Source organism: Ruegeria sp. HKCCA5463 (genome assembly GCF_013034175.1).
Lineage (GTDB): Bacteria > Pseudomonadota > Alphaproteobacteria > Rhodobacterales > Rhodobacteraceae > Ruegeria.
Genome location: NZ_WQFL01000001.1, coordinates 103,246 through 114,538 on the forward strand (window position 1 = coordinate 103,246; position 11,293 = coordinate 114,538).

Consider the following 11,293-nt stretch of genomic DNA (forward strand, 5'->3'; position numbering starts at 1 on the left):
GATGCAAGCGCTTCATGGGCACGGGCTTTGCCCGTTTCAATCGTGCAACGTCCCCAGTTCAGGGGTGTCTTCTTCTGCGGCTTCATCGGGCCAGTTGGTGCGCCAGATTTCTGCCGACCAGTGCCCACAATGAACCGCCGGGCGGTCGAAACCGGGCAGGGCGGGCAACAACGGTTCAACAATGACGTCATGGCGGGGTACGGCGAAATAAGGGAAAGAATATCGTTCCTTGCCCGACCGGTTGACCACCCGATGTGGCGTGGATTTCAATTGCCCGCCTGACCAAAGTTCCAGCATGTCGCCGATATTCACCATGAAACCACCGAGTGGGCAGTCCGGTGAAATCCACTTGCCGCTGCGGGTCTGCACCTCGAGCCCGCCCACCGGATCGGGCGCGATGATGGTCAGTGCGTCCGTATCCTTGTGCGGATGGATGCCATAGCCCGCTTCTTCCGCGGCCTGCGGGGGATAGTGCAGCAATGTCATATTGGTCATCGGGTTGCGGAACGCGTCGCGCAAAATGCCAGAGGTCAAGTTCAGGCCGGATTCCAATGCGCCCAACAACACATCAGTGACCTGATCCAATTGACGCCAATAATCCAGGATGACCTCTTTGGCGCGGGGAACTTCGGCGGGCCACAGATTTGGGCCGTACAGGGCACATTCACTGCGCACGGGGTCGGTGGCGGCAACCTCGTGGTGCAGCTTGTAACCCTCGTATTTGTCGGCTTTGCCGGATCCGTCATTCGGTGTGAAAAAACCCATCGGGATATAACCGCGATAATTCTCGCGCGTGATGGCCTGATCCCATTTGCGGGCTTCATTGATGGCAAAGATCTCTCGTGTGGTCTGACGGACCTGATCCACCGTCTGCTGGGACACACCTGTCCCGGTGATGGACAGAAACCCGATTCCTGTGCAGGCCTCAATTATGCCTTGTACCGTTGCGGCAAAGGCTGCGCTGCCGGGATCGGACAGCGGCGAGATGTCTATTGTCGGAATCCTGTCCATCAGTGAATCCTGACCCCCTGACGCTCTAGTTCCGTGTGAACAGGTGCCAGGTTCAATTGGTCCAGGCTCTGATTGCTTTTCAGTGCCATGGCCGCCGCAATGCCCGCACCCTGGCCCATGACGGCGCAGCAGGCCATGTTGCGCGTGGCGGCATGGGCCACCCGGTCCGCACCATGCGACCGCCCAGCGACCAGCAGGCCCTTGACGCCCCTGGGCAGCATCGAGCGGTAGGGGACCTGCATGTACCGCCCCGTGGTCGGCAGGATCAGAATGCCATAGCCGTCGATGAATTCGGGGTAGATGCCGATCGTGTCCTCGAACCGGCCCTGATGGCGGGCGTCGTTTTCGGTCATGTTGTAGACCGCATCGATCTTGCGGGTGTCGCGGATACCGATGGTCATCCCGAAATTCCGAAGCCGCGCGTTCTCGCATCCCGGCATGAACCGGCGCAGCGCCTCGATGGCCAGCATGGTCTGACGGCGGCCTTCGATCTCGCCACGTGTCAGGCTGTCGGGGTCGGTCCCATCAATCTCGGCCAGATGGATGAGGTTCATGTAGGTCAGCTCGCCCGTGTCATGCATTGCGCCCCAGGTGCCGGCAATGGTATTCAGATGCGGCGGGATCAGCCCCTGATCGATGGCCTGCTGGAAGGGCTTGTGCACGAAGGGCGAAAACATGTCGTCCTCTTTGCCGCTGGTTTCGATGTTCCACTCACCGCCGCCGCCCCAGTCCTTGTAGGTCTGCGGATCGGCTTTGACGCCTTCCATAAAGGCGCGCTTGTCCACCCCGGCCAGATGGAACATGACAGAGGCCGCCATCATGTCCTCCCTAGGTGTTTTATGCGTCGGGGCCCCCGCGCGATGGGCCACATCGGCGTCGCCGGTGGCATCGATTACCACCTTGGCCAGTATCGCCTCGCGCCCGGCCTTGGATTCGGTGATGATGCCAGTGATCCGGTCGCCGTCCATTATCGGGGCGACGAATTGCCGGTGCAGCAACGGATGAACACCCGCCTCTTCGACCAGCTTGTCCGCCACCAGCTTGAACCCTTCGCTGTCCAGTTCATAGCTGAGCGACTGGCTTTCGGGCACCGCCGCGCCCATCTCTTTGGCGCGGGTTTCGAACTCCATCCCGATGCCGCCGGCCTCGACGGTTTGCTCGTGCCGGTACCAGGCGAATCCTTCGACGCCGACGGCAGTGATGTTGCCGCCCATACAGCCGAACCGGTCAACTAGCGACACGTCTGCGCCTGCGCGGGCCGCTGCCAGCGCTGCTGCCAACCCGGCCGGGCCAGAGCCCACGACCAGAATATCGGTCTGGTGGATGACAGGTATCTGCCGGGCGGGTTCCTGAATTGTCTGCAACAGCGCCTCCTGGTGTTTGTGTTCCCGCCACAATTGAAATTCCCAATTGGCGGGTCAATCAAAAACCCGACTGACCTTGGGTCGCAAATGCGCCATTGTCCGGCGTCGCTTTCACAGCCCGCCAGCGCAGAGAGCCGACGTGCCGGGCCGAAACGTGCTATACTGACGCCCTGCCTTGGGGGACGGAGCAATGCCCGACATCTATCAGAGCCTGGATCAACAGGGGGAAGACACGGTTCGCGTCGTCGCGGACCGTCTGGAGTTTCGCGGCGAAATGCCGGATTTCGTGAAAATGCGCGAACGCTATTTCGACCGGCTCGACTGGGCCTCGTGCCACCGCATTGTCGATCTGGGCTGTGGCACGGGCGTCGTGACACGGGCGCTGGCTGACCGGGGCGGCCCGGAATGCGAGATTGTCGGGTCGGATCTGGCAGTGGAACTGATCAAGGTAGCAATGGAAAAGACGGATGCCGCGGGGTTGGCGGGGCGCATTCGGTACGAGGTTGCGGATTCCCGAAACACCGGTGACGGCCAAGGCAGCTTTGATATCGTCATCGCGCATACGGTGATCAGCCATGTGGGGGACCCGGCGGCGATGCTGGAGGAAGCCGCGCGGCTGACGCGGCCCGGCGGCACGATCGCCATTTTCGATGGCGACTATGCGTCGTTGACGATCGGTGCTGGCGACCCTGACGCCAACGCGATGGCGGTGGACGCAATCTTGCAGACGGTTGTCGGCAATCCGTTCGTTCTGCGGCATCTTCCGTTCCTGGCCCGGCAGGCGGGGCTGGAAGTTGCCGGTTTCATCCCGGAATTGCTGGCCGAGGCTGGCCAGACCTCGTTTTTCGGAAATATGATCGACGCCTATGTCGGCCCCTGCATTCAGGCAGGTGCAATCGACGTCGAGACCGCCTTGAAATGGGCCGAAGGTCAGAAAGCAGCCGCGCGGGAAGGCACGTTCTTTGGTTCGTGCAACTATTACACCTATTTGCTGCGCAAGCCTGAATGATGCGCCGCCTTGCCTAGCCTTTGTGGATCGCGTAGAGCATTCGGGCTTTCGCTAGACAAATAGGATCGTTCATGCGCCTCAGCCGTTACTTTCTGCCCGTTCTCAAGGAAAACCCGTCCGAGGCCCAGATCGTTAGCCACCGGCTGATGCTGCGTGCCGGGATGATCAAGCAGGCTTCTGCCGGGATATATTCCTGGCTGCCGCTGGGTTTCAAAGTGCTGCGCAAGCTGGAAAACATTGTCCATGAAGAACAGGCCCGGGCCGGTCACATCGCGATCCAGATGCCCATCATCCAATCGGCGGATTTGTGGCGCGAATCCGGCCGCTATGACGATTACGGGCAGGAAATGCTGCGCATGAAGGACCGGCATGACCGGGACATGCTGTTCACGCCCACGGCCGAAGAACTGGTAACCGATATTTTCCGCGGCCACGTGAACAGCTACAAAGACCTTCCGCTGACCCTCTATCAGATCCAGTGGAAATTCCGCGACGAAATCCGCCCGCGTTTCGGCGTGATGCGGGGCCGCGAGTTCTATATGAAGGACGGATATAATTTCGACCTCACCAAGGAAGACGCGCTGCACGCCTATAACCGCCATCTTGTCAGCTATCTGCGTACCTACGAGCGTATGGGCCTTCAGGCGATCCCGATGCGCGCGGATTCGGGGCCCATCGGCGGCGATGACACCCATGAGTTCCTCGTGTTGGCTGACACTGGTGAATCCGAAGTCTTCTATGACAGCGCCGTCACCGATCTGACCTTTGGTGATCGTGAGATTGACTATGACAGCCGCGATCAGTGTCAGGCGATCTTGGAGGAGTTCACCTCGAAATACGCGCGCACGGATGAAACGCATGACGAGGCGCTGTTCAATCAGATCCCCGAAGAACGCCGCCGCGTGGCGCGTGGTATCGAAGTTGGACAGATCTTCTACTTCGGCACGAAGTATTCCGAGCCGCTGGGCGCCACCGTGCAGGGCCCGGATGGAAAACCGGTTCCGGTGCATATGGGCAGCCACGGGATCGGCGTCAGCCGTCTGGTCGGCGCAATCATCGAGGCCAGCCATGACGACAAAGGCATTATCTGGCCCGAGGGCGTGACCCCGTTCCATTGCGGCATCGTGAACCTGAAGCAGGGCGATGAAGAAGCGGATGCGGCCTGTGACAAAATCTACAATGCTCTGACAGCCTTGGGGCTGGAGCCGCTTTATGATGACCGTAATGAACGGGCAGGGGGCAAGTTTGCGACCATGGATCTGATTGGTCTGCCCTGGCGGATCACGGTCGGGCCGCGTGGCCTGAAGAATGGTGTCGTTGAACTGACTTGCCGCCGGACCGGCGAAAGCGAGGAACTGAGCCCCGAGGCGGCCGTTACCAAAGTTGCTGAAATCTACCAGCAGATTGCCTGAGCACCGTCACCGGTGACTGGTCTTGCTGTCACGCAACACAGATCCATTTTGCGAAGGTGGCCATGCGATTGGCTTGGCCACCAAATGTGATCTGACCAATTCGATCGGTTGAGACGTCAGTCTTGGTCTGCCGTCGGGCGCGTTGCAAGGATATCTCCGTTGGCGCCATCGCCGCGTGCGACCACGATCGGACGGCCCAGCCGGTTGACCAGGTCGCGAAACTCAAGACCTAGAAACCGCAACCCGCAAACCCGCGCGTCCGTAGTGCGATCCGTGATACACAGACGCCCTTGCCGGAAAACCAGACGGTACCCTTTGTCTTTCAGGATATCCGTCAAGTTGCCCCAGCTTGCCGCGCTGGCAAAGATCGGCCGAATGGCCGCACGCAGCAGCGCCGCTGTTTCACAATCCAGATCTTTTGATGCTTGGCGAGACGGAATAACCCCCGCACCGTTGGTTGAAATTTGAAAATTCATTGAGCGACCCCCGCTCCTTAAATGTGTTCCCCCACATACAGGGTGACAAAGTTTCTGAAAATAATCAAAAAGAGTAATAAAATTTCGCGCCCATTGTTGCTTTTTCGATTCAGGAGCTCACAAAGCGCGATGATTAACTTCATACATGAAACAATACCGGTTTGTCTGTGATGCGCTTCACAACTCATGGTGTAGCAGCAGATTTCCAAGTCATCCGTTTGGCCCAGTCGCCGTGCTGGGCAACCGGATTGATTCGGCTCGTTCAGGCTGAGGAACGGGTTCAAAGCGACAACCGGCTTGACCATCGGGTGAAATGCCGAAACTGTCCCCGCGAACATGAACACCCCGGAGCAGGCATGGCCAACACACCCCCGCCCTTTGCCCCTTTTGAATGGAAAATCGCATGGCGTTATCTGCGGGCCCGCAGGGCCGAGGGCGGCGTCAGTGTGATGACCTGGATTTCTCTGATCGGGATCACATTGGCAGTGTTTGCCCTGATCGCGACACTGGCGGTCCGGTCCGGCTTCCGTTCCGAATTCGTCGGCACCATCCTGGGCGCCAACGCGCATGTAACGGTCTATTCGTCAGGCGAGATTGACGCGCAGGGGCGAGTGGATCGCACAATCGCCGACTACGAAGAGCGCGCGGCCCGGATAGCACAAGTGCCCGGAGTTCAACGCGCGGCTCCTTTGGTGAAGGGGCAGGTGCTGATCACCAACCGCGACCGCAGCAGCGGGGTTGAAGTGTTTGGAATCCGACCCGACGATCTGCGTGATCTGCCCGGAATTGCCCGGGCAGAGCAGGCTGTGGGGGACTTGTCTGAATTCCAGGCGGGTGAGGATGTCATCGCAATTGGTTCAGGCGTGGCGCGCAGCATCGGGGCAACGGTCGGGGATGTCGTCAAGTTAACGTCGCCCAACGGTGTCAAAACCGCCTTTGGTACGTCACCCCGCGTGAATGCCTATCGCGTTGTCTATGTGTTCTCGGCCGGGCGCTATGATATCGACCGCACGCGCGTCTACATGCCGTTTTCGCAGGCGCAGGGCTTTTTCAATCGCGAAGGTGTGGCCGATGAAATCGAGGTGATGGTGGACAACCCCGAAGACCTGGGCCCGATCCTGATTTCGATTCTCGAAGCATCGGGCGAGCGCAGCCAGATCTGGACCTGGCAGGATGCATCTGGTGGGTTCCTGCGGGCATTGGAAGTTGAAGACAACGTGATGTTCATCATCCTTTCGATCCTCGTTCTGATCGCCGCGATGAATATCGTTTCGGGCCTGATCATGCTGGTCAAGAACAAGGGCCGCGATATCGGCATCCTGCGTACCATTGGCCTGAGCGAAGGATCGGTTCTGCGTGTCTTTTTCATCTGCGGCGCTTTTACCGGACTGATCGGAACGGCAATGGGGGTCATCCTGGGGTGCCTTTTTGCGATCTATATCGATCCGATCTTTTCCTTCGTGAATTACGTGATGGGCGGTGGCGTCTGGGATCCGTCGATCCGGGGCATCTATGCCTTGCCCGCCGAGCTGCACCTGAGCGATGTGCTCAAGGCGATCGGCCTGTCGCTTGGCCTGTCCTTTGTCGTCACCTATTTCCCTGCCCGTCGAGCGGCGCGGCTGAACCCGGTCGAGGCGTTGCGCTATGAATGATGTCACATTGCGTCTGAAAGGTCTGACCAAGACCTATCTGAAAGGCAAACCGGGCGAGGTGCAGGTCTTGCGCGGAGTTGATCTGGATCTGCGCGCGGGTGAGGCCGTAGCGATGGTCGCGCCCTCTGGGGCAGGTAAATCAACGCTTCTGCATATCGCCGGTCTGCTGGACATGCCCGACGAAGGAACCGTCGAAATTGGCGGGCAGAACGTATCGGGCAAGGGCGACCGGACCAGAACCGCACTGCGTCGGCAGGATGTCGGGTTCGTGTATCAATTCCACCACTTGCTGCCGGAATTCACGGCATTGGAAAACATCACCCTGCCGCAACTGGCCAATGGTGTACCGGACAAGGCCGCACAGGCCCGAGCGTTGGATCTGCTGGACCGTGTCGGTGTGGCCGCACGCGCCAGCCATCGCCCCGCTGCACTCTCAGGTGGGGAACAACAGCGGGTGGCGTTTTGCCGGGCCTTGGCGAATGCGCCCCGTGTTTTGTTGGCGGATGAACCGACGGGCAATCTGGACCCCGAAACCTCGGATCAGGTCTTTGATACACTGATGAAACTGGTGCGGGACGAAGGGTTGTCGGCGTTGATAGCAACGCACAATCTTGACCTGGCGGCGCGCATGGACCGGATGGTCCGGCTTGAGGGCGGGGCGCTCAGGCCAGTTGAGTGATCGCAACGCCAATGGCCATGACGGCGATCCCGCCCATCCGCATGAGCGTAAGCGGTTCGACCTGTGCGCCGAACAGGCCGAAATGGTCGATGGCCGCAGCGCTGATCAATTGCCCGAGCAGCACAAAGAACACGGCATTGCCCACCCCGAAATGTGGTGCGACATGGGTGATCGACAGGACATAGAACGCAATCAGGACACCTGCAAGCAACAGGTGTTTCGGCGCATTGGCAATCTTGGATAAGGCCGCAAATCCGGGAAACAGCGCCATGACCAAGGCGGAGGCGGCGAAGGCGATGGCAAACAGCACAACGGCTGCCGCAGTTGGCGACCCGATGACTTTTCCCAGCGCCGCGTTGAGCGCGGCCAGGATCGGAATTCCAAATCCGGCGGCCAGCATGATGGCGGCGTATTGTGTCATTGCCCGAAACCTCTGTACCTTTTTCGTTGATCTGGATCATTGCGCCAAGACGGTCATCGGGCAACCCTGCAAATGCCAATCCAGGCAGGAGGATACGATGTTCAAGGCAACAATCAGTGTAATGGTTCTTGGGGTTTCGGCTGCTGCCTCGCAGGCCGCCTTGGCTCAGGACGCGAAGACCGGAGAGGAACTCTATATGCACCATTGCGCGACCTGCCACGGAATCGATGCAATGGGCCAAGGCCCGATGGCAGCCGTGCTGGTGGTTCAACCGAGCGATCTGACCGCTTTGTCCAACGAAGAGGGCGTGTTCCCGACTGCCCGCGTTGTCTCCCGCATTGATGGTCGGGATCCGCTGGTCAGCCATGGTAGCCCAATGCCGGTTTATGGTCCTTATTTTGACGGGCAGGACACATCCATGAAAACGCCGCATGGTCAGCCAATTCTGACGAGCCAGCCCATCGTGGATCTGGTGGCCTATCTGGAGACCTTGCAGCAGAATTAGGTTCCGCTGCAAATCCCGTCGATCTCGGCCTCGCTCCAAGGAAGCAAGATTGCGCGCTCTCGCCCTTTTTGCGGAAGCGGGGACAGATCAAAATGCGCGCTCAGCATCCTGTGCAGCCGTTTGGTTCGGGTGGCCTGAGGGTCCAGCGCACGGCAGCAAACGTATTCCTCGACGATGGCGCCCTGCTGTTCAAACCCGTAGGACAGGAAGTCCGGCGAGGTTTCGAGGTCAAAAAGATACGGGTCGCTGCGCCCACCATGTTCCGCCGCTGCTCGCAACGGGTGGTAACCGGTGGTCCGGCGATTCTGCCACTGCCAGACATGCGTCAGTTCATGGGCCAGCAGCATCGCAGCCACCAGGTTCATCTGATCCGGAAAATCGGACATGTAGTCTTCCAGATACCAGTCGCGCGCAAAATAGACCTTGTTGAACAGGGCCACGGCGGCTGGCCTGCCTGTCACCGGCCCGGGTTCTACCGGAGGAAGGATGCGCTCGCGACAGGCCAGACGTGGCCGCTCTTCGCGGAAATACGTCACATTGGCAACCGGTGCACCTTGGACCAATCGCACGCTGTCAAGATTCAGGGTTTCGCCCTGAATGGCATCCGCAAAGTCGCGCTCTTGCTTTGTCAATGGACGGCCGCAAGAGGACAGCAATAAAAGAGCACACAGGAATACGCGCAGAACCATGAGATGAATCCTAGTCCTCTGCTTGCGATCCGCAAACCGTTTTCACAGGCTCATGGCCAGAACCCGGCTGATTTCCGTCAAAGACCGCCCGGATTGATCCATCCAGGAATTGAAGGCCCGTTGCACCGCGGCCATGGCTTTTTTTGACGTAGCGGGTTTGTCGATCACGCCCTCGGCGATCAGACGGGCGGTGACGTCCCGCGACAGAATGAAACTGTCGCGGCCCGCAAAACGCATCGCATATTGCGCCGAAGCCCCGCCAAGACGAGACCCGCGTTTGGCCAGCATGGCAAGAAGGCTGGCATAGTCATCAGAGGGCCAGCCCCCCAGAACCTGGCCCGCGCCGCCTTCGTCGCGCAGTTCCAAAAGGAACGCCGCGTTGTCCCGCACTGCTGCGATCTTGGTTCCATTGCGGACAATGCGTGTGTCTTGCAGCAGGGAATCGAACTTTTCATCATCCATGAACGCACACCGGCCCACATCGAAACCGTCAAAGGCGGCCTCGAATCCATCCCATTTGTTTTCGATGACCTTCCAGTTGAAACCGGCCTGAAAGACGCATTTCGTGATGATCGATAGCCACCGGTCGTCGGGCATCGCCGCCAGTTCTTCGTGGCTTTCGGGCTTGGTCAACTGTGCTTCAAAGGCTTCGACGCCACCGTGGCGAGAGGCGGCAATATCAAAGATCTCGTCAAATGAACGCATGAACCCAACCTCAAAGCTGTCATATCAACAGTGTTTTGTTTTACCTTCCTTTTGCAATGGGAATTTTCGGTGTTCGAAAGCCACCCGACAGGAATCGAAATTCAGCCCGAACAAGAAAAAACACTGAACTGTCAAAGAAATCCTCGACAAACGGGCTCAAAACGGTTTGTGATTGACTCGTCAGTCAACATTCCGTGCCCCGGGGCGGGGGATATTGACGGGTCGGGCAGGGGTCCTTGCGGCGCCTGCGGGGGAAAATCTACGCATCAGCGGCAAGAAAGCTGCGCTGTTACAAACTGATCACTTTCCTTTTCCGACCAAATTTGTGCATGTTGCGGCATGGTATTGTCATCAGACAAAGATACCGGCGGGAAACCCCTGCCGGGGTGGGCAAAACAAATAAGACAGGGAGAAAATCCATGAAAAAACTGAGTGTAAGCCTTATGGCCCTGACCGTTGCCGGTGCGGCGCATGCGGCGGATATGGGGGCCGTGGACGAGCCGATCAAACTGGCGATCAACGAATGGACCGGTCAGCACGTGACCACGCATGTGGCGGGTGAAATGCTCAAGGCCGCTGGTTATAACGTGGAATATGTGACCGCCGGCATGATGAACCAGTTCCAGGCGCTGGCCGATGGAGACATCGACGCGACGCTTGAAATCTGGTCGTCCAATGTTTCGGATGAATATGCCAAGAAGATCGAGGAAGGCACGGTTGTCGAAATCGGCGATCTTGGCCTGGATGCCAAGGAAGGTATCGCATACCCGGCGCATGTCGCTGATCTGTGCCCCGGCTTGCCGGCGTGGGAAGCGCTGAAAGACTGCGCGCAGGTGTTCGCCACGGCGGAAACTCTGCCCGGTGGCCGTCTGGTCGACTATCCGGCCGACTGGGGCACACCTGGTGCGGATCGCATGGCCGGCCTTGAGCTGCCGTTCAAGGCTGTCCCCGCCGGTTCCGAAGGCGCATTGATCGCTGAACTTCGCGCATCGACCGAGCGTAAATCGCCGCTGCTGATCACATTCTGGCAGCCGCACTGGGCGATGTCTGCCTATGACGTGCAGTTCGTTGAACTGCCCGCAGGTGAAGAGGCGTGCTTTAACGATCCGGCGTGGGGTCCGAACCCGAACGCGGTAAATGATTGCGACTTTTCGCCATCGCGCATCTTCAAAGCCGGCTGGAGCGGCCTGGAAGAAAAGTGGCCCGCCGCCTATGAAATCCTGTCCAACTATCAACTGGCGGTCGAAGACCAGCAGCCGATGATGGGTGCGATCGATGTTGACGGCGGCCAGGTCGAAGAAGTTGTCGCCGCATGGATGGCCGAAAACGAAGACAAATGGCGTCCTGTTGTCGACGCGGCGACCAAGTGA

13 protein-coding genes are annotated in these 11,293 nt (G+C 59.0%); 6 read left to right on the plus strand and 7 right to left on the minus strand.

What is annotated here, in order from left to right; all coding sequences use genetic code 11:
* Nucleotides 1-36: 36 nt before the first annotated feature.
* Both GOW09_RS00530 and GOW09_RS00535 read right to left on the minus strand, forming a co-directional pair.
* Complete coding sequence (locus tag GOW09_RS00530; protein ID WP_171114840.1) at nucleotides 37-1,011, minus strand: isopenicillin N synthase family oxygenase; 975 nt, start codon at nucleotides 1,009-1,011, stop codon at nucleotides 37-39.
* Nucleotides 1,011-2,375, minus strand: a complete 1,365-nt coding sequence (locus tag GOW09_RS00535; protein WP_371808005.1) for an FAD-dependent oxidoreductase — start codon at nucleotides 2,373-2,375, stop codon at nucleotides 1,011-1,013. The genes GOW09_RS00530 and GOW09_RS00535 overlap by 1 nt, the downstream gene beginning before the upstream one ends.
* A 190-nt stretch (nucleotides 2,376-2,565) precedes the next feature.
* Between GOW09_RS00535 and GOW09_RS00540 the strand changes: the two genes are divergently transcribed.
* Both GOW09_RS00540 and proS read left to right on the plus strand, forming a co-directional pair.
* Complete coding sequence (locus GOW09_RS00540; RefSeq protein WP_171114842.1) at nucleotides 2,566-3,384, plus strand: methyltransferase domain-containing protein; 819 nt, start codon at nucleotides 2,566-2,568, stop codon at nucleotides 3,382-3,384.
* Between the two features lie 71 nt (nucleotides 3,385-3,455).
* Entirely contained in the window at nucleotides 3,456-4,796 is a 1,341-nt protein-coding gene (proS, locus tag GOW09_RS00545) for a proline--tRNA ligase (RefSeq protein ID WP_171114845.1), read from the plus strand.
* A 116-nt stretch (nucleotides 4,797-4,912) separates the two neighbouring features.
* Here proS and GOW09_RS00550 read toward each other — a convergent pair whose 3' ends face one another.
* Both GOW09_RS00550 and GOW09_RS00555 read right to left on the minus strand, forming a co-directional pair.
* Nucleotides 4,913-5,272, minus strand: a complete 360-nt coding sequence (locus GOW09_RS00550; RefSeq protein ID WP_171114847.1) for a hypothetical protein — start codon at nucleotides 5,270-5,272, stop codon at nucleotides 4,913-4,915.
* 17 nt (nucleotides 5,273-5,289) lie between these two features.
* Entirely contained in the window at nucleotides 5,290-5,577 is a 288-nt protein-coding gene (locus GOW09_RS00555; RefSeq protein WP_217360249.1) for a hypothetical protein, read from the minus strand.
* A 51-nt stretch (nucleotides 5,578-5,628) separates the two neighbouring features.
* Here GOW09_RS00555 and GOW09_RS00560 point away from each other — a divergent pair, with 51 nt between their 5' ends.
* The gene (locus GOW09_RS00560; RefSeq protein WP_171114851.1) at nucleotides 5,629-6,924 is read left to right on the plus strand and encodes a lipoprotein-releasing ABC transporter permease subunit; all 1,296 of its coding nucleotides are present in this window, start codon (nucleotides 5,629-5,631) and stop codon (nucleotides 6,922-6,924) included.
* Nucleotides 6,917-7,603 (plus strand): ABC transporter ATP-binding protein, encoded by a 687-nt coding sequence (locus GOW09_RS00565; protein ID WP_171114853.1) that lies wholly within the window; start codon nucleotides 6,917-6,919, stop codon nucleotides 7,601-7,603. Before GOW09_RS00560 ends, GOW09_RS00565 begins: the two co-directional genes overlap by 8 nt.
* Here the strand turns inward: GOW09_RS00565 and GOW09_RS00570 are convergent.
* On the minus strand, nucleotides 7,587-8,024 hold the full coding sequence (locus GOW09_RS00570) for a DMT family transporter (protein ID WP_171114855.1): 438 nt from the start codon (nucleotides 8,022-8,024) through the stop codon (nucleotides 7,587-7,589). The genes GOW09_RS00565 and GOW09_RS00570 overlap by 17 nt on opposite strands.
* A gap of 97 nt (nucleotides 8,025-8,121) precedes the next feature.
* Between GOW09_RS00570 and GOW09_RS00575 the strand changes: the two genes are divergently transcribed.
* Nucleotides 8,122-8,529, plus strand: coding sequence for a cytochrome c (locus GOW09_RS00575; protein ID WP_171114857.1), 408 nt, complete (start codon nucleotides 8,122-8,124; stop codon nucleotides 8,527-8,529).
* Here GOW09_RS00575 and GOW09_RS00580 read toward each other — a convergent pair.
* Together GOW09_RS00580 and GOW09_RS00585 are read right to left on the minus strand one after the other, a co-directional pair.
* On the minus strand, nucleotides 8,526-9,218 hold the full coding sequence (locus GOW09_RS00580; RefSeq protein WP_171114859.1) for a hypothetical protein: 693 nt from the start codon (nucleotides 9,216-9,218) through the stop codon (nucleotides 8,526-8,528). The two genes, GOW09_RS00575 and GOW09_RS00580, sit on opposite strands and share 4 nt — an antisense overlap.
* Before the next feature lie 42 nt (nucleotides 9,219-9,260).
* Nucleotides 9,261-9,923, minus strand: coding sequence for a DNA-3-methyladenine glycosylase I (locus GOW09_RS00585; protein ID WP_171114861.1), 663 nt, complete (start codon nucleotides 9,921-9,923; stop codon nucleotides 9,261-9,263).
* A 419-nt stretch (nucleotides 9,924-10,342) separates the two neighbouring features.
* On the opposite strand from GOW09_RS00585, the gene GOW09_RS00590 reads away from it, so the two are divergent.
* The gene (locus tag GOW09_RS00590; protein WP_171114863.1) at nucleotides 10,343-11,293 is read left to right on the plus strand and encodes an ABC transporter substrate-binding protein; all 951 of its coding nucleotides are present in this window, start codon (nucleotides 10,343-10,345) and stop codon (nucleotides 11,291-11,293) included.

Coding starts and splice junctions, on each gene's coding strand:
- GOW09_RS00530 (WP_171114840.1), bottom strand. CDS start 1,011: ATGGACAGGATTCCGACAATAGACATCTCGCCGCTGTCCGATCCCGGC.
- GOW09_RS00540 (WP_171114842.1), top strand. CDS start 2,566: ATGCCCGACATCTATCAGAGCCTGGATCAACAGGGGGAAGACACGGTT.
- proS (WP_171114845.1), top strand. CDS start 3,456: ATGCGCCTCAGCCGTTACTTTCTGCCCGTTCTCAAGGAAAACCCGTCC.
- GOW09_RS00550 (WP_171114847.1), bottom strand. CDS start 5,272: ATGAATTTTCAAATTTCAACCAACGGTGCGGGGGTTATTCCGTCTCGC.
- GOW09_RS00555 (WP_217360249.1), bottom strand. CDS start 5,577: ATGGTCAAGCCGGTTGTCGCTTTGAACCCGTTCCTCAGCCTGAACGAG.
- GOW09_RS00560 (WP_171114851.1), top strand. CDS start 5,629: ATGGCCAACACACCCCCGCCCTTTGCCCCTTTTGAATGGAAAATCGCA.
- GOW09_RS00565 (WP_171114853.1), top strand. CDS start 6,917: ATGAATGATGTCACATTGCGTCTGAAAGGTCTGACCAAGACCTATCTG.
- GOW09_RS00570 (WP_171114855.1), bottom strand. CDS start 8,024: ATGACACAATACGCCGCCATCATGCTGGCCGCCGGATTTGGAATTCCG.
- GOW09_RS00575 (WP_171114857.1), top strand. CDS start 8,122: ATGTTCAAGGCAACAATCAGTGTAATGGTTCTTGGGGTTTCGGCTGCT.
- GOW09_RS00580 (WP_171114859.1), bottom strand. CDS start 9,218: ATGGTTCTGCGCGTATTCCTGTGTGCTCTTTTATTGCTGTCCTCTTGC.
- GOW09_RS00585 (WP_171114861.1), bottom strand. CDS start 9,923: ATGCGTTCATTTGACGAGATCTTTGATATTGCCGCCTCTCGCCACGGT.
- GOW09_RS00590 (WP_171114863.1), top strand. CDS start 10,343: ATGAAAAAACTGAGTGTAAGCCTTATGGCCCTGACCGTTGCCGGTGCG.